26 protein-coding genes and 2 pseudogenes are annotated in these 23,532 nt (G+C 47.4%); 5 read left to right on the forward strand and 23 right to left on the reverse strand.

All coding sequences use genetic code 11. The features are described 5' to 3' along the window. Positions 1-196: 196 nt before the first annotated feature. Entirely contained in the window at positions 197-865 is a 669-nt protein-coding gene (locus tag JOE45_RS04095; RefSeq protein WP_210021400.1) for an NUDIX hydrolase, read from the reverse strand. Between the two features lie 118 nt (positions 866-983). Between JOE45_RS04095 and JOE45_RS04100 the strand changes: the two genes are divergently transcribed. Further along, positions 984-1,241 (forward strand): DUF2533 family protein, encoded by a 258-nt coding sequence (locus tag JOE45_RS04100; RefSeq protein ID WP_210021399.1) that lies wholly within the window; start codon positions 984-986, stop codon positions 1,239-1,241. Positions 1,242-1,366: 125 nt separating this feature from the next. Here JOE45_RS04100 and JOE45_RS04105 read toward each other — a convergent pair whose 3' ends face one another. Further along, positions 1,367-1,912, reverse strand: a complete 546-nt coding sequence (locus JOE45_RS04105; protein ID WP_210021398.1) for a hypothetical protein — start codon at positions 1,910-1,912, stop codon at positions 1,367-1,369. A 91-nt stretch (positions 1,913-2,003) separates the two neighbouring features. On the opposite strand from JOE45_RS04105, the gene JOE45_RS04110 reads away from it, so the two are divergent. Then, positions 2,004-2,594, forward strand: coding sequence for a hypothetical protein (locus JOE45_RS04110; RefSeq protein ID WP_210021397.1), 591 nt, complete (start codon positions 2,004-2,006; stop codon positions 2,592-2,594). Here the strand turns inward: JOE45_RS04110 and JOE45_RS04115 are convergent. Further along, positions 2,573-3,343: a (S)-benzoin forming benzil reductase gene (locus JOE45_RS04115; protein WP_210021396.1), complete on the reverse strand. Its 771-nt coding sequence runs from the start codon at positions 3,341-3,343 to the stop codon at positions 2,573-2,575. The two genes, JOE45_RS04110 and JOE45_RS04115, sit on opposite strands and share 22 nt — an antisense overlap. Before the next feature lie 78 nt (positions 3,344-3,421). After that, positions 3,422-3,946 (reverse strand): ADP-heptose synthase, encoded by a 525-nt coding sequence (locus JOE45_RS04120; protein WP_210021395.1) that lies wholly within the window; start codon positions 3,944-3,946, stop codon positions 3,422-3,424. Between the two features lie 364 nt (positions 3,947-4,310). On the opposite strand from JOE45_RS04120, the gene JOE45_RS04125 reads away from it, so the two are divergent. Both JOE45_RS04125 and JOE45_RS04130 read left to right on the forward strand, forming a co-directional pair. Beyond that, positions 4,311-5,237 (forward strand): DMT family transporter, encoded by a 927-nt coding sequence (locus tag JOE45_RS04125; protein ID WP_245246580.1) that lies wholly within the window; start codon positions 4,311-4,313, stop codon positions 5,235-5,237. After that, positions 5,237-6,160 carry a DMT family transporter gene (locus JOE45_RS04130; protein ID WP_210021394.1) on the forward strand — a complete coding sequence of 308 codons (924 nt, stop codon included), beginning with the start codon at positions 5,237-5,239 and terminating at the stop codon, positions 6,158-6,160. Before JOE45_RS04125 ends, JOE45_RS04130 begins: the two co-directional genes overlap by 1 nt. A gap of 147 nt (positions 6,161-6,307) precedes the next feature. Here JOE45_RS04130 and JOE45_RS04135 read toward each other — a convergent pair whose 3' ends face one another. The 18 genes and pseudogenes from JOE45_RS04135 to JOE45_RS04210 form a co-directional block, all read right to left on the reverse strand. Further along, positions 6,308-6,955: a C40 family peptidase gene (locus JOE45_RS04135; RefSeq protein ID WP_348632478.1), complete on the reverse strand. Its 648-nt coding sequence runs from the start codon at positions 6,953-6,955 to the stop codon at positions 6,308-6,310. A gap of 257 nt (positions 6,956-7,212) precedes the next feature. Further along, positions 7,213-7,695 (reverse strand): C40 family peptidase, encoded by a 483-nt coding sequence (locus JOE45_RS04140; protein ID WP_210021392.1) that lies wholly within the window; start codon positions 7,693-7,695, stop codon positions 7,213-7,215. Between the two features lie 132 nt (positions 7,696-7,827). Continuing rightward, positions 7,828-9,222, reverse strand: a complete 1,395-nt coding sequence (locus JOE45_RS04145; protein ID WP_210021391.1) for a sensor histidine kinase — start codon at positions 9,220-9,222, stop codon at positions 7,828-7,830. Further along, on the reverse strand, positions 9,219-9,908 hold the full coding sequence (locus JOE45_RS04150; RefSeq protein WP_210023429.1) for a response regulator transcription factor: 690 nt from the start codon (positions 9,906-9,908) through the stop codon (positions 9,219-9,221). Before JOE45_RS04150 ends, JOE45_RS04145 begins: the two co-directional genes overlap by 4 nt. 93 nt (positions 9,909-10,001) lie before the next feature. Further along, on the reverse strand, positions 10,002-10,523 hold the full coding sequence (locus JOE45_RS04155) for a hypothetical protein (RefSeq protein WP_210021390.1): 522 nt from the start codon (positions 10,521-10,523) through the stop codon (positions 10,002-10,004). Between the two features lie 32 nt (positions 10,524-10,555). Next, positions 10,556-10,852, reverse strand: coding sequence for a hypothetical protein (locus JOE45_RS04160; RefSeq protein ID WP_210021389.1), 297 nt, complete (start codon positions 10,850-10,852; stop codon positions 10,556-10,558). Between the two features lie 74 nt (positions 10,853-10,926). Next, positions 10,927-13,230: a thiamine pyrophosphate-dependent enzyme gene (locus JOE45_RS04165; protein WP_210021388.1), complete on the reverse strand. Its 2,304-nt coding sequence runs from the start codon at positions 13,228-13,230 to the stop codon at positions 10,927-10,929. 35 nt (positions 13,231-13,265) lie between these two features. Further along, positions 13,266-14,270, reverse strand: coding sequence for a 2-oxoacid:acceptor oxidoreductase family protein (locus JOE45_RS04170; protein WP_210021387.1), 1,005 nt, complete (start codon positions 14,268-14,270; stop codon positions 13,266-13,268). A gap of 486 nt (positions 14,271-14,756) precedes the next feature. Continuing rightward, positions 14,757-15,143, reverse strand: a pseudogene (locus JOE45_RS23350) (gamma-glutamyltransferase). Continuing rightward, positions 15,082-15,285: a gamma-glutamyltransferase gene (locus tag JOE45_RS23355; protein ID WP_245246582.1), complete on the reverse strand. Its 204-nt coding sequence runs from the start codon at positions 15,283-15,285 to the stop codon at positions 15,082-15,084. Before JOE45_RS23355 ends, JOE45_RS23350 begins: the two are co-directional and overlap by 62 nt. Beyond that, positions 15,282-15,551 (reverse strand): gamma-glutamyltransferase, encoded by a 270-nt coding sequence (locus JOE45_RS23360; protein WP_348632581.1) that lies wholly within the window; start codon positions 15,549-15,551, stop codon positions 15,282-15,284. Before JOE45_RS23360 ends, JOE45_RS23355 begins: the two co-directional genes overlap by 4 nt. A 285-nt stretch (positions 15,552-15,836) precedes the next feature. Beyond that, positions 15,837-16,460 carry a nucleotidyltransferase family protein gene (locus tag JOE45_RS04180; protein WP_210021386.1) on the reverse strand — a complete coding sequence of 208 codons (624 nt, stop codon included), beginning with the start codon at positions 16,458-16,460 and terminating at the stop codon, positions 15,837-15,839. 74 nt (positions 16,461-16,534) lie between these two features. Continuing rightward, positions 16,535-16,799: pseudogene (locus tag JOE45_RS23365) on the reverse strand (hypothetical protein); the annotation flags it as partial. A gap of 383 nt (positions 16,800-17,182) precedes the next feature. After that, positions 17,183-17,422, reverse strand: coding sequence for a YkuS family protein (locus tag JOE45_RS04190; RefSeq protein WP_210021385.1), 240 nt, complete (start codon positions 17,420-17,422; stop codon positions 17,183-17,185). Between the two features lie 62 nt (positions 17,423-17,484). Next, entirely contained in the window at positions 17,485-18,987 is a 1,503-nt protein-coding gene (locus JOE45_RS04195) for a DUF4179 domain-containing protein (protein ID WP_210021384.1), read from the reverse strand. Further along, entirely contained in the window at positions 18,984-19,553 is a 570-nt protein-coding gene (locus JOE45_RS04200) for an RNA polymerase sigma factor (protein WP_210021383.1), read from the reverse strand. Before JOE45_RS04200 ends, JOE45_RS04195 begins: the two co-directional genes overlap by 4 nt. A 145-nt stretch (positions 19,554-19,698) precedes the next feature. After that, complete coding sequence (locus JOE45_RS04205) at positions 19,699-20,127, reverse strand: GNAT family N-acetyltransferase (RefSeq protein ID WP_210021382.1); 429 nt, start codon at positions 20,125-20,127, stop codon at positions 19,699-19,701. Between the two features lie 76 nt (positions 20,128-20,203). Next, positions 20,204-21,415: an MFS transporter gene (locus JOE45_RS04210; RefSeq protein WP_210021381.1), complete on the reverse strand. Its 1,212-nt coding sequence runs from the start codon at positions 21,413-21,415 to the stop codon at positions 20,204-20,206. Between the two features lie 125 nt (positions 21,416-21,540). Here JOE45_RS04210 and JOE45_RS04215 point away from each other — a divergent pair, with 125 nt between their 5' ends. Continuing rightward, on the forward strand, positions 21,541-22,416 hold the full coding sequence (locus tag JOE45_RS04215; RefSeq protein WP_210021380.1) for a LysR family transcriptional regulator: 876 nt from the start codon (positions 21,541-21,543) through the stop codon (positions 22,414-22,416). A 47-nt stretch (positions 22,417-22,463) separates the two neighbouring features. Here JOE45_RS04215 and JOE45_RS04220 read toward each other — a convergent pair whose 3' ends face one another. Continuing rightward, positions 22,464-23,522 (reverse strand): tartrate dehydrogenase, encoded by a 1,059-nt coding sequence (locus tag JOE45_RS04220; RefSeq protein WP_210021379.1) that lies wholly within the window; start codon positions 23,520-23,522, stop codon positions 22,464-22,466. Between the last annotated feature and the right edge of the window lie 10 nt (positions 23,523-23,532).

Here is a 23,532-nt window from a genome sequence, read left to right on the forward strand (position 1 = left end):
CGAAACTGACGCCGACCGGTTTGGATGAATTCATCAGGCGTATGATGGTAATCTGTCCAGCCTGCCCTCAGCTTCTGTTATGAATAGAAGTAGTACATATCCATGGTTGCTTATTAACTCAAAAGGCATGTCGAAAATGTCAGATAATTTGAAAAATTTATCGAGTTATGCGCTTACCCGGGAAATGAAATATCGTTTATTTCCCGCTGCCCGGGGAAATTTCCTGCTGATAATTCTCAATCGTTTGCAGCAGCAGCTTGTAATAAAGCTCGGGATGAGGAACAAAATCTTCCGCGACGACGGTACGCTCCACGGATTGCATTGATCCATCCCGCTTCGGGTCAGCTGAAATGCCCTGGATGTTCAACGAAAAATCCGTCCCCTGCGCCAGCCTGCGAACATCCGCAATAGAAAGGCGATACAAGCCAGTGACCTCCTCCTCCTGCAGGCGGTATTCCGTAAGGGGATGTCTGCAGGGGTACAGGAATACATGACAAAACTCACGGTCGATGAGCTCCGGAGAGATTCGATCTTCTTCCGGGAAAATACCGCACGGAATCAGTTCCTCGAAAGGTACGCGCAGCCCCAGCTCCTCTTCTAGCTCACGTACACCGTCCTCTGCTCGCTCACCTGCGATCAAATGACCGGCACATGAAATGTCCAGCAAGCCCGGGAAGGTATCCTTATCCGGATGCCGCTCCTGAAACAAAAGAGCCCCTTCACCTTCTGCATTGTCCCATATCCAGCATTGAAAGGTTTGGTGCCATAAGCCTTTGGCATGAGCTTCCGAACGTGTTGCCGTACCCATCGGGTTCATCGATTCATCAAATATATCAAGGATTTCGCTGGATTTGTCTGCGCTCATAGCGATTCTCTCCCTTTCCGTTCAATTCGACGCCTGGACAGCAGATTGCCAGGACGCTTCATCCTATAGTAAGATGGAAACTATTATAGCGAAATGATAGAAGGAGCTGCAATTGTCGATGAACGTCCATGAAGCCATAACCAAACACACCCAAAAGCAGCATGCCCATCTCGAGCGATTTATGGAACTGGAGAATGAGCGGGAGCTGGCTATTGAGCAAGCTGTAGCCTTGTGCGCAGCTGGCCTTCCTTTCAACGTCGAGCCAATCAATGCGGCAACGGCCCGTATTAACAGCCATGCTCAAAAAGGGATCTCCCCCACTCGGGTTTTCGTGACGGAAGAGATGTTGCGTGAGTTCGCGAAGAGCAAGAGATGACTCCTTGAGAGCCGTAAACGCCTATTCGTATTATTCGTATTATTAGATACAACGGAAAAATATCGCTAAGTGCGCATACTTGTTGGAAGTAACTTCGCATTTAGCGATATTTTTATGCTATGACTTTATTCTATATCATTAATAAATATCGCATTTTGAAGCAAATGCTCAAGTAAGGCCTCCATATCGTCGATATGGCTTTCATCAATTTTACGTGAAGAGATCATTTTGACGCGGTAGCTGCCATCATAGGTGCTAGGGTCGGATTCTACAGACAGCTCCGTTAACCGCTCATGCGAAATAAGCCAATCCTCGCCCCACAGCCCTGATACATAGTCGTGAACGGCTCGTCTTTTTTCCGACAGCTCTGCGGGCATCTCAAGCTGCATTTCCAGCTTGGCTCCCGGACGTTCCCCGACGGCATGAATTCCGCGCAGCTCTCCGGCAAAATCCGTTAAACCACTGCACAGCATTATGGAAGTCTTGCAGCGCTCCCTGCCATCTCGCAGCACAAATTTCATTCGAAATGTGCGTCCCATCCCAGCTATGTCAATCAGATCTTCTCTTCCCACGATCCTGATCTTTCTTTCGGCATCCATATCGTACAGATGCCCCTCCAACACAACCTTGAGATTATCGTATATCGTTGGATCAAACAAAACAATCATCACCTCGTTCTTTTCCTGCTTGATCTGGAATAAATGGTTACATTATGACGACACTATAATCATTCCATATCCTTCACCTAAGGAGTGTTCTTCATTGAAACGCACAGCCATCCTGATGATAGCCGGGTGTTTACTTTTTATTCTTTCTGCTTTCTCGTTTGATGCGCAGCCGAATCTGAACAAGCTGCGGCTGACGCACACGAAGGTGGCTTCACCCGATAAGCTGATCCGCGCCGCGGATTTGATCGTGTTCGGACGCTTCGACAACCGAACAGTCTCCTACCCTACCGGCGTCCCGTTAGGATCAGGTCAGCTGGTCAATTATGTTCAGCCGCTGCACGTGCACCAAACGATCAAAGGCTCAACCGGGCAGTCGCCCATCCGCGTACTCACGGACGGCGTAGAGCCTTTGCCGAAGCCTTCGGATCCTTTGAACCTTACCTACACTGGACCTGTAGCACAGGGCGAATATGTGTCCTTCCTACGCAAACTGCCCGGAACGGATATGTATATTCTAATGGGTCAATGGCAAGGCATATACCCCGTGGTAGGCGGTAAACTGATTGCCCTGCATGAGGGCGGATTTCAACAATTCATGGGGCTAACCATTCCGGAAGTGATCCAATTAGTGCATGATACCGGAACGTATCGTACTCAAGAGAATCAACGCGATCCCAGCAGATGAGTGCGGACATCGATCACGTCGCCCTGACCCAAATCTCCGCTCTCTAGAACGGCCAAGATCCGCTCAGCCGATTCATCAGCCGAATACAAATGGCCAGACGCCTTCAGATCAATGAATCGTTGTAATTGCGGGAATAATTTCGGATCAGTCTCACGGATCTTCTCCTGCATTCGGGTATCGACAACGCCAGGCGCGATAGAAACCAGTTTCACGGCGCCAGGCCCATCCCCTTGCTCTTGACCGGCGCAGCGCGTCATCATATCGATTCCTGCTTTGGCCGTGCAGTAGGCGCTCCAGCCGGAATACGGCTTTTTTCCCGCGCCCGAGGAGATATTCGCTACCGTTTTGGAGATGGTATCCGGCCAGAAGCTGGTCGCCCGTATGAAGGCGGAGGTTAAAAGCATCGGCGCTAACAGATTGACATGCAGATGCTCCGTCAGCTCCGCTTCCTCAGCTTGATCCAGCGGTTTGATCGGGTCCAAGATGCCCGCGTTGTTTACCAAGGTGACGGCTGTGAACCGCTCTGCATCCATTTCCGTAATGATTCGTTCCAAGAGAGTCATGAGGTGTTTCGTTTCTCTTAGGTCGGATGGGTAAAATCTCAGCTCCGCCCCTTCTTCTGCCAATACGGATAGAGTTTCATTTGGCGACCGGGAGATCGATACCAATGAGTGGCCGGAGGTGAGCACACGTTTGGCCAGTGCTTCCCCAAGTCCGCGGGAGGTACCGGTAATGATATACAGCTGCATGGACGTTATCCTTCCTTTCGTTTCTTACATACAAAAAAATCCCCTTACCGGGGATAACTAGCGATAAGCGATTAAGGGTTATGGCGTCATCAAATCGTCTGCCGTAATCCCGTCTTCCACAGCGAATTCAAAATCATACACATCATATACCTGTACCGGAATTTCGGCTTGAATGATTTTCTCCATGAGCTCGATTTGATCTGTCAGCACAGGTACCTGTTCTCTAAGTGAGGTTAGGATGACTTCTGTCTCGATCGGATCCAGCATCTCGCCATACTGCTCATTCTCGACGGAATAAACCACGGTGAAAGTAACTTTATCATTTACCGGAAGTGGTGGACTGCTCCGCCAAGGCCCCTTCAGCGCGCGTTCGATCTTCTTTTTATTAAACGGATCATCGAAGAATCCAATCAGCTCGCCGATCTTCTCTTTTACAAAGGCGTCATCGTCCGCTTCCGGCATGACCGGCTCCTCGCTGTCTTTCATTTCATAAAGCTCCAGAATACTCGAGTATGGAATTACATATTCCACAGGACGGCTTGGCACCATCAATTCGCCGTAAATGGCCACCAAGACCGCTTCGATCACAAAGCGTCGGGACATGCTGCGTTCCCCCCTCTATCCATATACGTCCGTACGTTCTTGTCCCCTCCTTAATGTGATAACATAAATGAAGCCAAAAGTCCAATAATGACCATGCGAAAAAAGCCCAGTGTTATACATTTGAAGCCGCGGGGCTCTTGAATATATCTAAATATATACAGAAACGGGAAGACGTTGAACCATTGTTTTTAAAATGAACTACATATGCTGCCATCCTAATGCCGCCTCTTGAAGAGATATTATTCATTTGTGACCAGAAAAAAAAATATTTAGCCACCTAGTGAGAATAAGCTTAGTGGTGATATAATAGAAAAACGTGTTTTCAAGATAAGGATAGAAAGCAGAGGAAGGAGCTGAGCTTTGATTGGTTAAATCCATGTGGAAATCACCTTACATACTGCTTCTCATCGCAACTTGCTTTTGGGGCGGCAATTTTGTCGTCGGAAAATCGCTTGTGACCGAGGTTCCGCCTTTTTTGTTGGCGCTTATTAGGTGGAGTCTGGCATTCATTGTAATCCTGCCAATTTGGGGGCCAGAATGCTGGCGTTACCGCAAAACGATTATGCAGAAATGGCGAATGGTACTATTTCTGTCACTCACAGGGGTGGCCGGTTTCAATACGCTGACCTATATTGCAGTTCAATACACAGGCTCCATCAATGCATCGCTGATGAATGCGGCGACTCCCATCATGATCGTCGTCTTTTCTTTGTTTATGCTGAAAGAACGTATCAATTGGAGAGTGCTTCCTGCCATTTTACTGTCCTTGGTCGGCGTGCTCTGGATCATCTCGCGCGGCAGTTGGACAGCAATCGCCGGGCTTTCTTTTAACAGTGGCGACCTCTGGATGCTTACAGCAATAGCATGCTGGGCGCTTTATTCCGTAGGGATGAAGAAATTTGCAGGCGAGCTGCCTGTCCATGCCCTGTTTGTCGCAACGCTGGTGACGGCACTGATTGTGCTCATTCCTTGCACGATATTGGAATGGATGGTTCGCGAACCGGAGATTGAATGGTCGGCTGGCCTGGCCCCCGGCATACTGTTTATAAGTATTTTCCCTTCACTCTTATCCTTTACGGCATGGAACGCAGCCATTGCCATGATTGGTCCGTCTCGCTGCTCCGGCTTTTTGAACTTGATCCCGCTGTTCAGCGCAATCTTTGCTACTTTATTTGCAGGAGAATCGATCTCCGCGTATCATCTGATTGGCGCGTTGCTGATCGTAACAGGCGTATACTTCATGAATCGGCGGTTATCACCGTCACCGAAACGAATGGAGCTTACAACCTAATGATATCCAAACCCAATGTACACATTCCTTTGCCACTGCTGCTGCTCGTTGGTATCGTGGCAATTTCTTTTTCGTCTATATTTGTCCGTTGGTCAAATTCTCCAGTATCCGCCATCGCTATGTATCGGCTCGTTATTACGGCTCTAATCATGCTCCCCTTTTTATGGAGATATCGACAGGATATACGTGAGATCGGTACACGCGATTGGATAGGGCTGGCTTGGTCGGGGCTTGCACTCGGGCTTCATTTTTTATTGTGGATGGGCTCACTGAGGCTCACAACCGTGGCTAGCTCTACAGCCATTCTGGCGCTTGAGCCTGTCATTGTCCTCATAGGGGCTTGCCTCTTTTTCCATCAGCGCACGAACCTGCTCGCCGTACTGAGCATGCTTGTCGCGATCACCGGGGCCATCCTGATCGGTTATGGGGATTGGGGACTGACCGGACAAGCACTGCTCGGAGACCTGCTATCGCTGCTTGGTACAGTGGCAGTCGCCATACACATGCTGCTCGGCAAAAGGCTGCTAAGCCGCATTCCCGCCTTTCTTTACAGCTTCTTTGTGTTCGTTTTCGCTGCTGCTGTTCTTGCCTTGTACAATCTAGGATTCGGTTATGCGTTTACGGGCTATGAAGCTAGTGAGTGGGGTATCTTCCTTCTGATGGCGCTAGTGCCCACCTTATTCGGCCATTATTTGTTCAATTGGCTGCTCAAATTTATGCGGCCCGAATCCGTATCCATGAGCGTATTGGGAGAGCCGCTGGGGGCGACCGTGCTTGCTTATCTGCTCCTGGGCGAATCCATTACCTGGCTTCAGACGGCCGCGGGAGCTCTACTGCTGGTGGGTGTTTGGCTATTCCTCCGTTCGAACGAAAAGGAGCCGACTTCGAAGCTAACGCAATCCGGGCATGCTCGGGCTTCTTAGGTCTAACCATTCCAAGATGAAGAATCCCCTACTATGGTAATAAGTATATGTCACCATAATAGAATTCCTATAATAATAAAAATGAAAAGCCACAGATTCGTGGCTTTTCATTTTTATGCAACGCTGATATATTAATTGCTTTCGATCTTAATTTTCCCCTTGCTGGTTATCGCCATTGGAAGATTTAAACGGAGATGATTCGCTGGGCTTGAATAAGGATGGACTCTTCGAAACAGGATTTACCGGTGTCATATCAGCTTGTGATGTGGGAGCGGCAAATGCTTTTCCGTTGTTGGGAATGACCCGCCGTGCAGTCACGTATGTCTTGTCCCATGTGCTGCCTGAAAAATTGGAAATCGTTACTCCAACTCCGACTCTATAGGTATGAAGCAGTTTTCCTTCACCCATATAAATACTTACGTGATTAATAACTCCGTCACGATTGGTATCAGAAAACACTAAGTCTCCAGGCTGCAACTGATCTTTCGGAACAAAGGTACCTGCATTGGCTTGCTGTCTTGATGAACGGGGAATGTCCATTCCATTTTGTTTAAATACATATTGAGTAAAAGAGGAACAATCAAATCGATCTGTTCTTCCCTTTTTTGCACCGAATTGATATGGTACTCCGAGAAGCTGTTTCCCTGTTGCAATCACGTTATCGGCAGCGGATGTGCTAGTTGTAGCTGCTGCATGCGTAGACTGAGGAGTTATAAACATGCTACCGGAAAAAGAGATGGCTAGACTTAGACTCACACCCGTCAGCAATTTCCTAAATCGTTTGTTGTTTGTCATCTTCATCGTATCCTCCCTTTGGAACTAGTAGATTTTTTCTCGCCTAATAACCATAACACATCATAATAACCCATTAATTACCAGGAGTTTCGAGAAACCTTATGATATCTCATATAAGCTGCTATTATTAGAAGTGGATGAGAATGTTCTCATTGAAAATCTCTTGACAAAGTCAATAACGTCTAGCTCATCTTTTTCCTATAAAACAATAAAAACCTCCCCTTGTCTAAGGACAAAAGGAGGCTTGCGCTTCTAAATTAAGAAACACGGCGGGCGGTTGTATAATTTTTCTTCCACCAACCCTTGTTAATATTATCGATGGTCACTCCGGGCTTACCGTAGGTGTGTATAATATTACCATTTCCAATGTAAATACCTACATGGCTAATCGGCTTGTAAAAGAATACGAGATCACCCGGCTTGAGTTGGCTTTTCGGAACGAATTTACCGGCCTTTGACTGTGCTTTCGAAGTACGCGGCACAGTAATGCCGTTCTTGGCATATACAGTCTTAACAAATGAAGAGCAGTCGAAGGTTCGGGTCTGCCCCATTTTCGCACCAAACTTATATGGTGTATTCATATATTTTTTGCTCGTAGATACGATGCTACTCGCTTTGGATGAAGACACAGCTTCGACGGGAGTTGCGGGACCTGCTAGTGTTCCGGTCATGATCAGTGCAGCGCTCAAGCTGACGGACATCATAAGACGTCCCCAGCGTTTAGAAATTAGGTTGTTCATCTGTAACGTCCTCCATAGTAGGTATTGGCTAGTTTGGCCTAACCCACTATAGCACAGATGAATTGTAAGGATATTTTTCCAATCATCTCTGAAACCTTGCTATTACTGGAATCAAGAGCGTTTATTAGAATTTCATGAGAATTCTCTCATGTTCCCCTCATAAAACGCTTCCGTTTCCTTCTTTGGCAAGCCTACGGTGACTGTCATCCCCTTCCCTTCGTCACTGTCCAACCGAATCGTACCCCGGTGCTGCTCTACAATCCGTTTGGCGATGGCCAGCCCCAGACCCGATCCTCCAGTACCTCGTCTTCTCGCTTTATCCACACGGTAAAAACGCTCAAATAGCTGCGATAGCTCCCGCCGCGGAACTCCAATTCCTTCATCCTTCACTTGTAATATAACGTAATCGGTTTCTTCTTTACACAGAACAGACACGGGCTCTTTACTATATTTAATTGCATTGTCCAAAAGAATAATCAGCAGCTGTTTGATTTTTTCCTCATCCGCCATACAATAAAGCTCTGATGAGGCTGATTCCATTCTAATTTCCCGTTTGAACGCGAGGCTCATTTGCTCTGCAGTCGTATCGATTAAGGTCCTCAGATTGATATTTCGCAGCTGTGTCTCAGGATGACGTTCTATCACTGCCATATGCAGCAGGGAGTCGATCAGACCTTTTAGACGAACTGTTTCTGAATGAATGGCGTCTAACGCTTCTTGTCGAAGGGTCGGATCTTCTCCCCCCCACCGCTGAAGTAGAGAAGTATAGCTTTCAATGACAGTTAATGGTGTTCTCAACTCATGGGATGCATCTGATACAAATTGTTTTTGCTTAAGGTCGTTTTCTTGTAGACTAAGGATCATCTGATTGAACGTTTTACCAAGTCTCCCAAGCTCATCATGGTTTGTTGTAAATTGTGGACTCAGTTGAATGAATTGTCCTTTGCTGCGAACGGTGTTCATCGTCTCGAGCAACTTCCGGATCGGTCGTACGATGACTCGGGTATAAAATACCCCTCCCACAAGTGAAAACAGGAGGACGCTAACGGTTGTAACCATGAGCCCGGTTGCCAACACTTCCATAAAATCTCCTATGACGTCCAGTGCCTTCCCCAATTCTAGCAGCCCGATTTGAACACCATCCTCTACAATGGGTACTTGTATAAACAACAGTCGGACATCAAGGTCGTTTACAACAGTGAAGTGGTAATCTGTTCGATATACCGGCGGGTGGGCAGCAAGTTGATCATTGGTAACGATTTGACCAGCTATGAAACCATTGGGAGAGATAATTCGAATGAGTGAATTGGGGTCTTGAAACTCTTTAAGTATATCCGGGTTTGACCAATTTTCGGGTAATTTCATTTCGGGATTACGGAGAACAATCTGCGCCTTGTTCCAAAGAAGCTCCACCTCGGTATCTGTTGTTTTCTTGAGAATATAGAAATATATAAAGAAATTAAAAAACAACACGATAAGCAATATCCAAGTCCCGGTCAACAAAATCAATCTCGTACGAAGACTCATGTCTCAGGTACCGTTAATTCGTATCCGATGCCTCGCGCTGTTCGAATCAGCTTGGGTTGATAGCCTTTATCAATTTTTTGACGCAAATAGCGGATATATACGTCTACAATGTTTGTGTCTCCGACAAAATCGTAGCCCCAGACATCGGACAAAATTTGATCCCGGCTCAGCACATGTTCTTTGTGCTCAATCAAATATTGAAGAAGGTCAAATTCTTTAGGTGTAAGTTCAATCGTGTTACCGCTGCGCGTCACCTTACGCGCGATCAGGTCTACCTGCAAATCATCCGCTTCCAGTATATTACCCAAAGGTTTTGCCCGTACTGTGATTTGAATGAGATTTCGGATTCGAGCAAGCAGTTCTTCAATAGCGAACGGTTTGGTTACATAATCGTTAGCGCCTTGCTCAAAACCACCGACGATATCCGGTGTGGCATCTCTGGCAGTCAATAAAATAACAGGAACACTGTCATCCACCTGACGGATACGTCGAAGCACCTCAAGCCCGTTCCACTCCGGAAGCATCACATCCAGAAGGATCAAGCTCCAAGGATTTTCTAAAGCCAGTCGTACTCCTTCTTTGCCATCAAATGCAGTGCCGACTTGGTACCCCTCATGCTCTAACTCCAGTCTCAATACCCGTGATATATGCTCTTCATCTTCAATAATAAGAATGGAATCGGCCATACGTTCTCCATTATTCTCGTCGTTTGATTTCATCATAACCAATTGGATAAATCTCTATTCTGTAAAACTAAAAAAAGAGCAAAGCACCGCGCATTAGCGGTCTTTGCTCTTCTCCATGGATTCGGTTCGCTCGCTGCCGAAAGCCATGATGAGATTTTGAATTTTTTGCAAACGGATATATTCATTATTCTTCAAATCTGATCGAAAATAAGCATACATATAAGCGCCTTCCATGAACGACAGGTTCGGATAACAGACCAAATCCGAAGTGGTATACGGATTATCGAGAATAATCTGCCATTCTCCTTCCCGTTGATCAGACGGGATCGTTTCAAGAACCGTTTGTTTATAGGTGACGATGAACTCATATTCTTCCCATATGTGCGCCCAAGCCGGGCTGAACGCTTGAGGCTCCGGAAACAGCTCCTTAGCTGATGCGATCAAACGGCTAATGTTGACATGCTCGTGCTCCTCATAATGCTTCAATCGCTCGCGAAAACCATCTATAAACAACCGAAAGGCAGTAAATCCACCCTTCAGGATCAATTCCTGAAACTGTCTCTGCTCATCCTCGTTGATTGCAGCTTCAAACAAGTCAAAAGGGTTCGTATTCATTTACATTCCATTCCCCGTTCTTTACGTCAACATTAGGCATCCTGCACTGAATGGACGGTCATATTCCCTTCCGGGTCTAAACAAAGCTTGCGGGTAGGGTCATTCTTCAATTTTACGTTGAATATCTTTAACCGGCTCTCGTTTACAGGCAGAACCTGCCACAAGTCTGGATCGTCATGACCGATCGCCGACAAGAAAGCATCCTTTTCCTGTTCCGCCATGCTCTTGTCATCCCATTGTTTGGCCCCATAGTAATCCAAATCATAGTTGTTTTTTTGAATATAGGCCGCGATTTCACCAGTTTGGGTGTGCCGAAGTACATAAAACATCGGACATCCCTCCATATCTCTGTGATAAAAAGCAAAGGCGCAAGCTCGATGAAGAGTTTGCGCCTGAGCATGCCTTACAAGTAAGGATTTTCGTGCTTCGCCTTCAAACGGCTCCAGCGGCGTTCTACCTCGTTCTCGAACGATTGAAGCGCTTCGGAGTATTCGGGCTTGGTCAGGTGCTTCGTTTTGCCCATATTTTTGAGCCACTCGCCAACCGGAATCCGCTTGCTCTTCTCTTCCGGGTTGTACGTAATTGTAGTTACTCCATTCTCTATTTCATAGAGAGGGAAGAAACAGGAGTTAACGGCTTCATCGATCAGCGTTTGACCAATTTGTTCCTCAGACAGCCAGTTCAGCGGACAGGTGATCAGGATTTTACCGTACACCAAACCTTCGTTTTGGGCATAATATTGCGCCTTGGCCGCTTTCTTCAACAGGTCCTGCGGGCTTGCTTCAGAACCGGTGAATACATAAGGGATGTTGGTCGCCGCCATAATTTGCGGTGTATCCTTATGGTGGAACAGCTTCCCGCCTTGATGTTTACCGACATTGGACGTCGATGTCCGGTGGCCGAGCGGCGTCGAGTAGGACAGCTGTGCACCTGTGTTCATGTATCCTTCATTATCGTACTCAAGAATGATCATTTTATGATTACGCAGTGCAGCGCCGATCGCCGGCCCCATACCGATATCCATTCCGCCGTCTCCAGTGATCATCACGAACGTGAAATCATCCGGTAGATTCAGCGAATCCAGCTCGCCCCGACGTTTACGCTCCCAGAACATTTCCACAACGCCTGACAGCGTAGCAGCACCGCTTTGGAACAGGTTATGAATATACGTTGCTTTGTGAGATGAATACGGATATCCCGTTGTAACTACCATTGCGCAGCCTGTGTGGAATAAAGCTACGATGTCGCCTTCAATCCCTTTAAAGAAAAGCTCGAGACCGGAGAAAATACCGCATCCTGGGCAAGCTCCGTGGCCTGGCGCAAGGCGCTTCGGCTTCTTGGTCAACTGACGGATTGGGGGTACTTTGACTTTGAGCTGTCCTGTTTCTTCATCTTTATTCACGGTAATCAAGCCCGTTTTGAGATCCTCATACTTCATCGGCTCAATAACACGTTTAGGCTTGTTGTTTGGATCGCCAGGCGTGTGACCGTAGTAATCGAACGGTGCGTCCACGCGGCCCTTCTTCACCGCATCGATGGCCAGCTCGAAGAAAGCATGGCCGTCTTCAGCGTAGAAGTCTTTCCCGCCGAGACCGTAAATACGACTGATAACCATCGTATCGCGGTTGCCTTCCGTGAAAAGTGCAGCTTTGATCTCCATGGTCATGTTACCGCCATGTGCGCCATAAGAATCGGCGCGGTCACCGATGGTAACGGCTTTGACGTTCTTCAGCGCTTCTGCAATCTGCTTCTGCGGGAACGGGCGAATCATGTTTGGTGCGATCGAACCTGCTTTGATGCCTTGGGCACGCAGCTGGTCGACAACGTCTTTAATAATTTCCGAAGACGAGTTCATCAGGAACACGGCCACTTCCGCATCTTCCATACGATACAGGTCCAGAATCGGGTAATCGCGACCTGTTAGTATTTTGTATTCCTTTTGAATACGATCGAATACCTCGCCTGCTCTGTACATCGCTTCGGATTGCTGGTAGCAGTTATTGATGTAGTCAGGCTCGTTCATGTATGGGCCGACGGTGATTGGATTATTCCGGTCCAGCACGTGCGGGAATTGCTTTGGCTGCTCACCGATAAAAGCATGAACGTCGCTTTTGTGCGAAAACGTTTGCACGCGGCGCTTCTGGTGGGATGTGAAGTAGCCATCTGAAGCTACGATAACCGGCAGACGTACCTCCGGATCTTCCGCCAGCTTGATCGCCATGATATTCATATCGTAAACGGCTTGCGGATCACGGCACATCAGGATCGGCCAACCGGTGTTCAGCGCATAGTACAAATCAGAATGGTCGCCGTGAATGTTCAAAGGGCCTGATACGGAACGGCAAACCAAATTCATGACCATAGGAAAACGGGTTCCGGATTGCACCGGCATTTGCTCTAGCATGTAGAGATAACCATTCGCGCTGGTGGCGTTGAATACGCGTCCTCCTGCCGTGGCAGCACCGTAACAAATCCCTGCAGAGCCATGCTCTCCGTCCGCTGGAATCAATTTAATGTCATGTTGACCATTGGCCTTCATCAAGTCAAGGAACTGCGCTACTTCGGTAGACGGGGAAATCGGAAAATACCCCATCACATGATAGTTGATCTGGTGAGCAGCATAAGCAGCCATCTCGTTACCGGACTCGTAAACCATCCGCTGCTCTACCGTACCTTGGCTGACCTCTTTATTGATATCGATTGCCATTGTGATTTCACCTCTCCCTGATTATCGTAAGCTTGTTAGTTCGCCAAGTCGAAGCGATGCGGTACGCGATGCGCTTCAGCGTAGCCATCTGTCTCGCGATTGGAAGAAAGCGCTTCCGTCGGACAAGCGACAACGCATTTTAGACAGCCCTTGCAATATTGATAATCGATTCCTTGAAGGAACATTTGTGGACGGCCCTTTTTGTCCGGCTGCTCATCCCAGACAAAGCAAAAATCAGGACAGGCGGTATCGCATGCCGCACAATGAATGCATTTATCATCGTCAAAATGAGGCATCATCCCGCTGCGGGAAATACTCAGGTCTTTCAAAATACTGTTGCCCGGGTTGGTTACCATCCCGCCGATCGCCTGAGTGGCATAGCCGAGTACCGGGATATCCCAACGCTTAGGGTTCGGCATCTCGGTGCCTTCCGGCAATTCGAAGGTTTGAAACTGGACTTCATCATAGCCGCGTTGAAACGTTCTAAGTGCAGGTTCAACAGCGCCCGGATATTTTTTCTCGAGAGATTTGCGGATAATTCCCTTCATGTGCTCGAAATCGAGGAACTCGCAAAGTCGGAACAAGCCGCCCAGCATGGCCATGTTAACGCGATTTTTCTCCTCCAGCGCAATGCCTGTCGCGTCAACCACAGCGACCGTACCGCCAACGAGCTTCAATTTTTCCTTCAAAGCTTCAGAACTCTTGGCGGAATTGACCAAGACAACACTGTCTTGATAAATACCGCTGACGACATTAATGGTTTTGGATAGATTTTCGTGAAATACGCCTACGACATGCGGACGTTCAACCGGAGTCGTGTCGCGAATGTTTGTTTCCATATCGCAAAAGCGAATATGTGCTTTTACAGGAGACCCTTTTTTCTCAGAACCATAAGAAGAAAAGCTGACACCGTCAAAACCGCTTCCAACAACGCCTGCTTCAGCTAGCATTTTTCCTGCCAGATTCGCACCCAGACCGCCGATGGATTCGAGCCGAATTTCAAAGAAGCCGAGGTCGTTCGTTTTCGGTAGAACCCTCATGAGTTCAACTCCCCTCATATATTTGGAAAGGTATATAATTCCTACGAAACAGTATACCAGTTTCTATTCGCCCCGCATAGAGTTTTTGACATGAAAGTTTCACATCGGAAGCGTTTTCCGAAGAGAATCTAACATGATTATGATTTTAATTACTATATATTACCATTATGATCCGATGTTTTAGTTGGTTACATGAATTTTTGTCCATTTTTTTATATAATATATGGTAAATACGATAAGAAATATCAAATTATCTGTTATGAAACAGTATATTACTGTTATAAAACATTACAAAGATGGTGATTCTTCTGAAAATCGAAAATGGATAACAAATCATGAAAAAAGTCCAGTCTACTGCTCACATCGACTGGACAACACTATCTTTTTGTCATATACATTCTTGCTATCCGTTCTGGCTACCACCCCAATGCAAGCCCGTCTCCCCTAGGATCTGCGGCTCCGCTGCATACTCCATATTCTGGTTCTCTATTCGAAGCACATTGCTGTCTTGTCCCCACTTGCGCCCGTATATACCCGGCGGGGCAGCTCAATGGCCTCCTGAATAGTGCAGCAGTAATCCAATACACCGGTAATCAGTGAAAGCTGAGTTTGCGGCTGTCCTTCTCCTCCCTGTGAACCCATGAGAAGAAATGGTTTCCCGTCCTAATAAATCATTCCTTGCATCAAAATGTGGAACGCACGTTTGCCTGGCTGGAGCTTATTTGGATGAGGAGGATCCAGGTAAAAGTAAGATCCGCAGTTCTGCAGGATGACGCCGCTGGATTCGGGTACATAAGCTGCTGAATCAAAGTCAAAATAAAGGCTTTGTAATGAACGAGACCGCGTTTCCTGCTTCATCCGTAACTGCGGCATAAGCGGTATCTTGGCCGCTCATCGGCGACAAGTGCACTGCGCTGCCCTGCGGTGTCATCCGGATATCCTCGAACAAGGATCGGGCATAGGGTTTGGAGAGCAGCCGTTCGAGCGGGATCGCAGCGAAGTCGGGGTCGCTCAAGAACTGATCGCGATCACGAAATGCTTTTTTCCACTACTTCGGTCACCAAATGATAAAACCCGGCAGAGCCCCGGGATATTCGCGATGCGAAGCCACTCTTCGTCGCGGTCCAACCAACGGTACAAATCCCGCGAGATGGGAAAGTCTTCCTCCGCTAAACGAATGGCTGGCGCCAGCAGCTTCTCCCATGGAAGCTGTCCCCGATTGTTCCATACTTCCCACCACGCATCCTCATATGTCCATCCCCCGTCTTCCGTCGGTCCGATGTATACGAAGCCTACCCGAGGCGTTTAGTTCCCCTCTGACTTTGGTGCTTCTTCTCCAGCTTGCTGTGGCATGGCGGGTTCCGGATACTGAGGCTTAGCACTTCCTTGCGAGCAGCCCACAAGGAGAGTCAATTAGGCGAATAAAGCGATGAACCCCGTTCTGCCTGATTTCTTAAACATCGTCTTAAGCAAGTTTCCTCCTCCGACCGGATATAATGGTTATAATTATACATGCACATTATCCCTAGCATTTTCACTCACAAGTTACACATACATCACATGTGGTTAACGAAATAATCGAATACGCTCCAGATCTTCTGCTGTATCTGCATCTATAAACCTGTGAGATTCCAGCTCTTCCTGAATCATCCCGAAGTAGTGCGGCTCCATAAACAATGATCTGGCCCCTTCATCCCCCGCAAGCTTCCCGATGACAGGAAAGAGGGTACGGGATAGCAAAACGGGTGGCTTAGGCAAACCCAGGTGTCCTGCTGCGCAATAATCAAGCGCCCGATTACGTTGAAACGAACGAATCATCCTGTCGATCATCTCTGCTTTGATGAGCGGCTGATCCGCAAGCATGACAACGACGGCTTCCGGCTCCGATTCCGCGCAAGCAGCCATAAGTCCGCTGCGCAGAGAATGGGACATGCCGTATTCCGCCTCCCAACACACAACTTGTTGAGCTCGCCCGGATGCTTCGGCTTCATAAAAGGTTGAAGGAAGCCAATCTGTCGACCAGCCTCCTCGCGTCACTACATAGGTCCGATCCAACGACGAACGGAGCGCCTCCTCAAGGGCGAAGCCGCCCAGTCGCTCGCCTGGCGTTAATTCGATGGAAAGCTTGGCTCCGCCCATTCGCTTTCCGGCTCCTGCCGCTAAATAGATGCCTACAATAATCGGTTTCATATAATAGTCGCTCCTTCCGGTCTTAAGCGTAAAAAACTTTGAGCAAGCCGTGCATCTCCATATCCACACCCTCCCTATAGTCCGTCTATCCGTTTCAACAGCGTTTCAATGCATCGATCCGCTTCATTCAGCACCAGCGACTTATCAACGGTAAGCTGCCGGTTGCCTTCCATGTCCAACCTCCCATCCATAATCACGGTATCCACGTCACCCCGGGGCGCCGAATAGACGATACGGGAATAGAGGTAGATTAGGCACCTGTGCAATACCGGAAGCCAGCTTCAGGTTGGAGCCCGGACAATGCGTTACTTTTACGCCGCGTTCGCGGATAATCCGTTTTCTACCGAGTGAAGCGCCTTGGTTATTACGCTGCATCTCAGCATGAAATAAGCCTTTCATTTGATCGGAGAATGTGAATTGGTACGGAAGTTCAATGAGAGGAAAACCCAGACGATCTACCAAAGGGAAAATCAACAGCGCTTGTTCGACGATAAGATAAGATGCATAGGCACTCCCCTCCCAAGAATGACCTTGGATGTTCGTTAAACTGGAGATGCCCTGATGTTTGGAATGTGTGTGTTATTTTATATAACATTATATAAGGGGTTTCATCAAATTTCAATAATTATATGTTAGGAATAATTACATATTTACGAATTTAGTCCATTTTACCCAAAACAAAAAACCCGCCGGCCGCGGGTGCAAGATCATGATATGCCTTTCTAACTCAAGCTTTGGTTTACTCTTTGTACAATTTCATCGGCGGACATGCCTTGAGCGTTGATCACCGACGCTTGGGTTGCCGTTTCGCTCATTCCCATCATGTTCTGATCCTGGCCGGAGATCACGCAGCAATCGCAATTTTGCAAATTACCGCTATCCATGGAAATAACCTCATGTCCGTTCTGCTGCAGGGCATTCTTTACATCCTCCAAGCTGTTCTCTACCGCAATTTTTGCCATGGCTTTTCTTCCCTCCTTTTCCATGCTGTAGTTTGCCCGGGTTCTGTCCCTTTTTATACGCGTTATTTTAACGAAATCGGATAATCTTGATTGATGACCAACGGATCGCTCACGCGCCGCAACGAGATCATATAGTTATCTTGCTTGGAGGCCGGGATGTACAGATCGAGGTAAGAACCGCTGCTGTCGATGCTATCCGCCGTACCGAATCCCGGTATATTCAATTTCTCACGGAGTGTGTTTACTTCCTCGCGTAATTGATCGTTGTGCAAAATTTGGTCGTTGTATTCTTTGATGAAGAAATATACCCCTTCCAATTGAGATTGACCAGGGATCTCTTTTTTTACTTTCAGGTGAAGATACCCGTCATGGTACTCCGCCGCTTCGATGACGATGTGCTTGTTCTTGTAACGAACGGACTTGGGGAACTCATCTTTCATCGAAAGCTCTAAGGTGCCGCTAGGTTCTCTTTCGGAGACCAGTACTGTTCCTATATGCAGGTACAGCTCTTTGGCTTCGGTATCAAAGAATAACGAGGAAGAGAAAGGCAGCTGCATCCTGCCGTCTTCCAACATCAACCCTGGACCGGAAGGATCGTACCGAAAGACGTTTCCTTTCACATCCTTCAGATATGGAGCATTTTCATTCTCCCTAGGGAATTGCAGGCTCCACCCCTTTTTCCCGAAAATGACCACATTCATCGTCGTAGGCTGAATGGTCAGCTTCTCCAGCGAAAGCTCTTTCCAGTCTGGGTCCGGATGCTCCACTGGCAAAGCCAACGCTTGTTTCGGTTCCAGCACCTTGTTGTGCAGCAGCTTGTTCTGATCGACCGGAACGGACATGGTTGCCACTTTCTCGAACCGGACATCCTTTATTTCACGATTAGAAGTACTTTTCGTAATTTCGAACACCAGCTCGCTTAAGCCTTTGGCAAAAAAGTTCCGTACTTCATTTTCCTCTAGTTGATACTTATACGACACTTGAAGAACTGGTGTTTGATTCCCATCCGTCGTCTCAGCAATGGAAGAACCCGTAGTTGATCCGCCTCCACGGAGATTGGTGGGTCTAACCCAGAAGTGTACAGGACTACTTGCATCGGTTACATCATATTCGTTCGTACGTATGAAGGCTTTGAACAACAGTTCATCGTCTGTCAAATAGACATCGCTTATCGTAACTTGAGTACCGCCAAATTGGGTAGTCACCGGCTCAATCGGAGTATAACCGTTGTTCACCGCAACTTGAACGCCGTCATGGCTTCTTATCTTTGTCAACCACTGAGCTGCAATGTCGAAGCCCGGTACGCTTTTCATGTAAGAAGCTAACGCAGGAGACACTTGAACCCCGGCGGTTAATGTGAAGGCAATTACGGCAGCAGCAGCCGTACCTTTGAGCACAGCGGGAACGAACCGTCGTCCGGAACGGACCGGTGCCGGAGAAGCTTGTAATTGACCTTGTTCACACAGACTTGGGATATCCTTCGCAAACCGAAGTAACGAATCCGGTACAGCAATTTGATTCATCGCGGTTTCCAGTTCAAATTGTAATTCCTTCTCTTGACTCATAGCTGCACCACCTTCGCATTCAGTTGAGGAATCGAAACCATTTGGCTTAGCTTAAGCCTGGAATGATAGAGCCGCGATTTGACAGTACCTTCCCTAACGTTCAGTACCGAGGCGATTTCCTCGATTTTTAACTCCTGAAAATAATACAGCACCACAACGACCCTCTGCTGCAGCTCTAAAGACATGACGGCTTCCAGAAGCTGGTTGGACTCTTCCTTTTTTACTATTTCCTCGATTGGGGTTGCGGAGTGGTCCTGAAGCTCCATCCCATCAATGTCCAGGCCGTTCTGATGGCGATTCTCCTGTCTGACGAGGTCCATCGCCCTGTTCGCGATGACCCGGCTGAACCATCCGCGAAAATGACGAATCTCTTTACCCTTTGTTATGGTTGTATAGGATTCGATTAACGCATTCTGCATGGCTTCCTCCGCCAGGTGAGGTGACTTTAAGATTGCCACGGATGTTCGGTAAGCTCTGGCAATCAGCGGCTCGACCAATGTGCCGAAAGCCTCCTTATCGCCGCTTCGTATCGCTTCCAGCAGGTGTTGCTCGTTGTTTCGGTCCAATGTGCTTCGCCTCACTTTAGGTGTGTCTATATAATAGGCGTAATCAAGAGTAATTCGGTTCAATCCTAACCAAAGAAAAAAACAGCTGCAATGAGCAGCTGTGAATAAACAAATCTTATATCTTTCTCTACGCAAGTCTTCTTGTTCACTCTTGCGTTTCTACATCATAGATACATTGAAAGCATTCAACGCCGGTGAATTTCTCCCCAAGGCTTGTGATGGAGAATCCGATGTTCCGGAAGAACTCCACCGACTCTTCGTCGGTTTCCGCATGAATTTCAATCGGCTTCTTGAGTTCAATCAGCTCCAATATTTGTCCTCTGCCATAGCCTTGTCCGCGATATTCAGGATGAACGGCAAGGTGATTCACCTCAAGAAGTCCATTCTGATGTACGATAAAACCGACTACGCCAATGATTTGGCCTTTATCTTCATACCCATACAGCTCGCGACCGTCCTCTGCTGCATAAGCGTTCAATTCTTCTTCCAATATTTCCGGGTCGGGGAAAATCGAATACGAGAGCAGCTCACGGATCGGTTCTTCGCCAAGCCTTTGCTTGATATCAATCAACATAGAAAATCACTCCGATTATCTTTTCATTATGTGGGTGCTATTCTATTAAATCATAGTTTGTTGCGATGTCCAATTTTTATTTTGTTGTAATCATACCTTTGACCCGGTAAGGACTTGAGCTTTCTTCCGCATACAGTTTTCTGGCGAGGAAGAAGGTTAAGATAAAGACCAGCATCCCCCCTACGACAACTCCAGGCCACCGATATAAATGCCAAAACCAGCCCAAATAAAAACTACCTAGGCTACCGCCTAAATAATAGAAAAATAAATAAAGGCTTGCTGCGCTCGCTTTGGCGAAAGCCGCCCGTGAATTGACCCAGCTGGCCGAAGCGGAATGAGAAAAGAAAAAGCCGAAGCACTGCAGAACCAAGCCTATCAGGATGATCGGCAGCCATTCGACAAGCGTGAGCAGAAGGCCCGCAGCTAATATAAGGATTCCCGCCATCATGCAGCGGCTTTTGCCCCATTGGTCGGAGAGTCTTCCGGAAACAGCAGAACCGAAGCTGCCTGCCGCGTAGGCCAGAAACAACAGGCCTAGCTGTGAAGGAGTCAACTGGAAAGGCTTCTCGCTGAGCAGGAAGGTCAAATAATTAAACGAGCCGATAAAAACTAAGAAATGAAGTCCGCCGATCAGCATCCCGATGCTTAACGTCGAATTCCGCAAATGTGCAAGCATCGACGAAGCGGCAATTCGCCACTCCAGCGGAGCCGGCTTGAAGTTCCTGGAACGGGGAAGCAAGTATATGAATGCCACAAACAAAGCCACCGACAAGAGTCCGATTACGGTAAAAGATGTGCGCCATCCCCAATGCTCTGCAACAACGCCGCTTAGAATACGTCCGCTCATCCCGCCAAGGCTGTTCGCCGCGATATAGAGACCCATAGAAACACTTAAAGCTTTCGGTGAAAATTCTTCACTCATATAGGCCATGGCTAATGCAGGAAGTCCCGCAAGAAATAGTCCCTGTACAGCACGCAAGATGAGAAGCACGGTATAGTCACTGACAAAAGCGGTTAGTAGGGTTGAGATCACTCCGCCTGCCATGCACCAGACCATAATGGGCTTTCTTCCTACCGCATCCGATACGGGCCCATAGATCAGCAAGGCTACACTGATACAAAATACGACAACCGAAAGTGATAAGCTGGACATAAATTCGCTCAATCCAAATTCAACTACAAATAAGGGCAGCAGCGGCTGAGTCAAATAAACGATCGCAAAAACCAAAAACGATCCCAAGCTAAGAGCCGCTGTGGCTCTCCAATATTCCGCGGTACCATAGTTCATCCCAAGAACTCCTTTACATGACTGTTCTTCAGATGATACCATGATGTCATACTATTAATAAAATATATTAATTTCATCATTTACATAACTTTTAGGAATAGTACTGAGCAAAAGGAGAACCGTCGATGGATTTTAAAAAACTGCAGTATTTTGTAGAGATCGCCGATTCGGGAAGCTTCACCAAAGCGGCTGAGAAACTGCTTGTCGCCCAACCGGCGATTAGCAAGTCCATTCAAAAACTCGAAGTAGAGCTGCAGCTAACCCTGTTTGACCGTTCCGAAAAAGCAGTGGCTCTTACACCGGAAGGCCGTGCCCTGCTCGTTCATGCAAGAGCTATTTTAAGCCGTATAGAAGAAGCACGTAAAGAGATGGAAGAATTACGCGGGCTTGAAAAGGGAGAAATCCGTATCGGCCTCCCCTCCATGTTTGGCAGCTATTATTTTCCGCAAATCATCAAGGAATTTAAAAAGAAATACCCAGCTCTGACCATCAGCGTCGTTGAAGCAGGCACGCTGGAGGTCCAAAAGCTATTGGATCGCAAAGAGGTTGACATCGGAATCATTGCCCTCGGCGATCACCATCAGGAGCATCATGAAGTCATCCCCTTGTTAAGAGAAGAGATGGTGGTTTGTCTGCCTGTCGGTCACTCTCTTGCACGCCGTTCTTCATTACGTCTTGAGGAGATATTGAATGAGCCCCTTGTTTTATTTAAGGAAGGCTATTTACAAAGAAAAATCATTATGGAATCAAGCCATACGGCCACCGTCCAACCCAATGTCACCTTCTCGACCAATCAATTATCGTTAATCAAATCCTTGGTATCCGAAGGCTTTGGTATTACTCTGTTTTTGCGCATGGTCATTAAGCATGATGATCATCAGCTGGTTCCTGTTTCATTGAACCCCCCTGTATTTCTTCATTTGGGAGCTTCATGGCGCAAAGATACGTATTTATCGAAAGCCTGCCAAACCTTTATGAACTTTCTCAAGCAATGGTTATAAACAGACAAAAGAAAAACAGAAGCAGTTACGCCTCTGTTGAATAACCTTTAAATTGTTTTTAGACGACGGCAAATTTCATGGATCACTTCGGTAGTCGAGGCTTTGCCGCCGATATCCGGAGTTTTGAAGCCATCCTGGATAACACTTTCCATCACTTCAAGCATTTTACGACCTGCTTCGACCTCGCCCAAGTGATCAAGCATCATCTTCGCCGTCCAGATTTGGCCCATAGGGTTAGCAATGCCTTTGCCGTAAATATCGGGTGCAGAGCCGTGAACGGGCTCGAACATGGATGGGTATTTCCCGTTAATGTTGATATTGGCTGCTGGAGCGATCCCAATGCTGCCCATGATTGCCGCTCCCAAGTCGGTCAAGATATCCCCGAACAGGTTGCTTGCGACAATGACATCGAACGTCTGTGGGCGAGTAACAAAGAATGCGGCTAATGCATCAATGTGGCAGGATGACGTTTCGATATTCGGATAATCCTTGCTGACATCTTGAAACACGTCATCCCAGAATGGCATCGAGTGCACGATTCCATTAGATTTGGTTGCGCTTGTGAGACGTCCTTTTCTTTGCTCAGCCAGCTGGAAGGCGTAACGGATGGCTCGTTCCGTCCCTTTTCTAGTAAATACAGCTCCTTGAATGGCTACCTCGTCCTCACCCTTGTGAATACGTCCGCCAACCTCGCTGTATTCTCCTTCGCTATTCTCTCTGACCACGATCAAATCAAAATCGCTCGGGTTATGTAGAGGAGATTGAATTCCTTGAATATATTTGGCAGGACGCATATTGATAACCTGCTCAAAATCACGGCGAATTTTGATCAATAGTCCCCAGAGGGATATATGGTCCGGAACCTTCTTAGGGTCACCGACCGCTCCGAGAAATACGGCATTAAAGTTCTGCAAGATTTGCATTCCGTCATCGGGCATCATTTTTCCGTGCTCCAAATAATAATCGCAGCTCCATGGATAGCTGGTGAATTTAAAATTCAACCCGCCGTGAACTTCCGCTACGGTGTTCAACACTTCCAATGTTGCCGGAACTACTTCTTTACCGATTCCGTCCCCTGGTATAACTGCAATGTCAAATTGTTTCATGTTTATCCTC

It is taken from the genome of Paenibacillus sp. PvR098, from assembly GCF_017833255.1.
GTDB lineage: Bacteria > Bacillota > Bacilli > Paenibacillales > NBRC-103111 > Paenibacillus_G.

Coding starts and splice junctions, on each gene's coding strand:
- JOE45_RS04095 (WP_210021400.1), bottom strand. CDS start 865: ATGAGCGCAGACAAATCCAGCGAAATCCTTGATATATTTGATGAATCG.
- JOE45_RS04100 (WP_210021399.1), top strand. CDS start 984: ATGAACGTCCATGAAGCCATAACCAAACACACCCAAAAGCAGCATGCC.
- JOE45_RS04115 (WP_210021396.1), bottom strand. CDS start 3,343: ATGCAGCTGTATATCATTACCGGTACCTCCCGCGGACTTGGGGAAGCA.
- JOE45_RS04120 (WP_210021395.1), bottom strand. CDS start 3,946: ATGTCCCGACGCTTTGTGATCGAAGCGGTCTTGGTGGCCATTTACGGC.
- JOE45_RS04130 (WP_210021394.1), top strand. CDS start 5,237: ATGATATCCAAACCCAATGTACACATTCCTTTGCCACTGCTGCTGCTC.
- JOE45_RS04135 (WP_348632478.1), bottom strand. CDS start 6,955: ATGACAAACAACAAACGATTTAGGAAATTGCTGACGGGTGTGAGTCTA.
- JOE45_RS04140 (WP_210021392.1), bottom strand. CDS start 7,695: ATGAACAACCTAATTTCTAAACGCTGGGGACGTCTTATGATGTCCGTC.
- JOE45_RS04145 (WP_210021391.1), bottom strand. CDS start 9,222: ATGAGTCTTCGTACGAGATTGATTTTGTTGACCGGGACTTGGATATTG.
- JOE45_RS04150 (WP_210023429.1), bottom strand. CDS start 9,908: ATGGCCGATTCCATTCTTATTATTGAAGATGAAGAGCATATATCACGG.
- JOE45_RS04155 (WP_210021390.1), bottom strand. CDS start 10,523: ATGAATACGAACCCTTTTGACTTGTTTGAAGCTGCAATCAACGAGGAT.
- JOE45_RS04160 (WP_210021389.1), bottom strand. CDS start 10,852: ATGTTTTATGTACTTCGGCACACCCAAACTGGTGAAATCGCGGCCTAT.
- JOE45_RS04165 (WP_210021388.1), bottom strand. CDS start 13,230: ATGGCAATCGATATCAATAAAGAGGTCAGCCAAGGTACGGTAGAGCAG.
- JOE45_RS04170 (WP_210021387.1), bottom strand. CDS start 14,270: ATGAGGGTTCTACCGAAAACGAACGACCTCGGCTTCTTTGAAATTCGG.
- JOE45_RS04180 (WP_210021386.1), bottom strand. CDS start 16,460: ATGAAACCGATTATTGTAGGCATCTATTTAGCGGCAGGAGCCGGAAAG.
- JOE45_RS04190 (WP_210021385.1), bottom strand. CDS start 17,422: ATGGCAAAAATTGCGGTAGAGAACAGCTTGGAGGATGTAAAGAATGCC.
- JOE45_RS04195 (WP_210021384.1), bottom strand. CDS start 18,987: ATGAGTCAAGAGAAGGAATTACAATTTGAACTGGAAACCGCGATGAAT.
- JOE45_RS04205 (WP_210021382.1), bottom strand. CDS start 20,127: ATGTTGATTGATATCAAGCAAAGGCTTGGCGAAGAACCGATCCGTGAG.
- JOE45_RS04210 (WP_210021381.1), bottom strand. CDS start 21,415: ATGAACTATGGTACCGCGGAATATTGGAGAGCCACAGCGGCTCTTAGC.
- JOE45_RS04215 (WP_210021380.1), top strand. CDS start 21,541: ATGGATTTTAAAAAACTGCAGTATTTTGTAGAGATCGCCGATTCGGGA.
- JOE45_RS04220 (WP_210021379.1), bottom strand. CDS start 23,522: ATGAAACAATTTGACATTGCAGTTATACCAGGGGACGGAATCGGTAAA.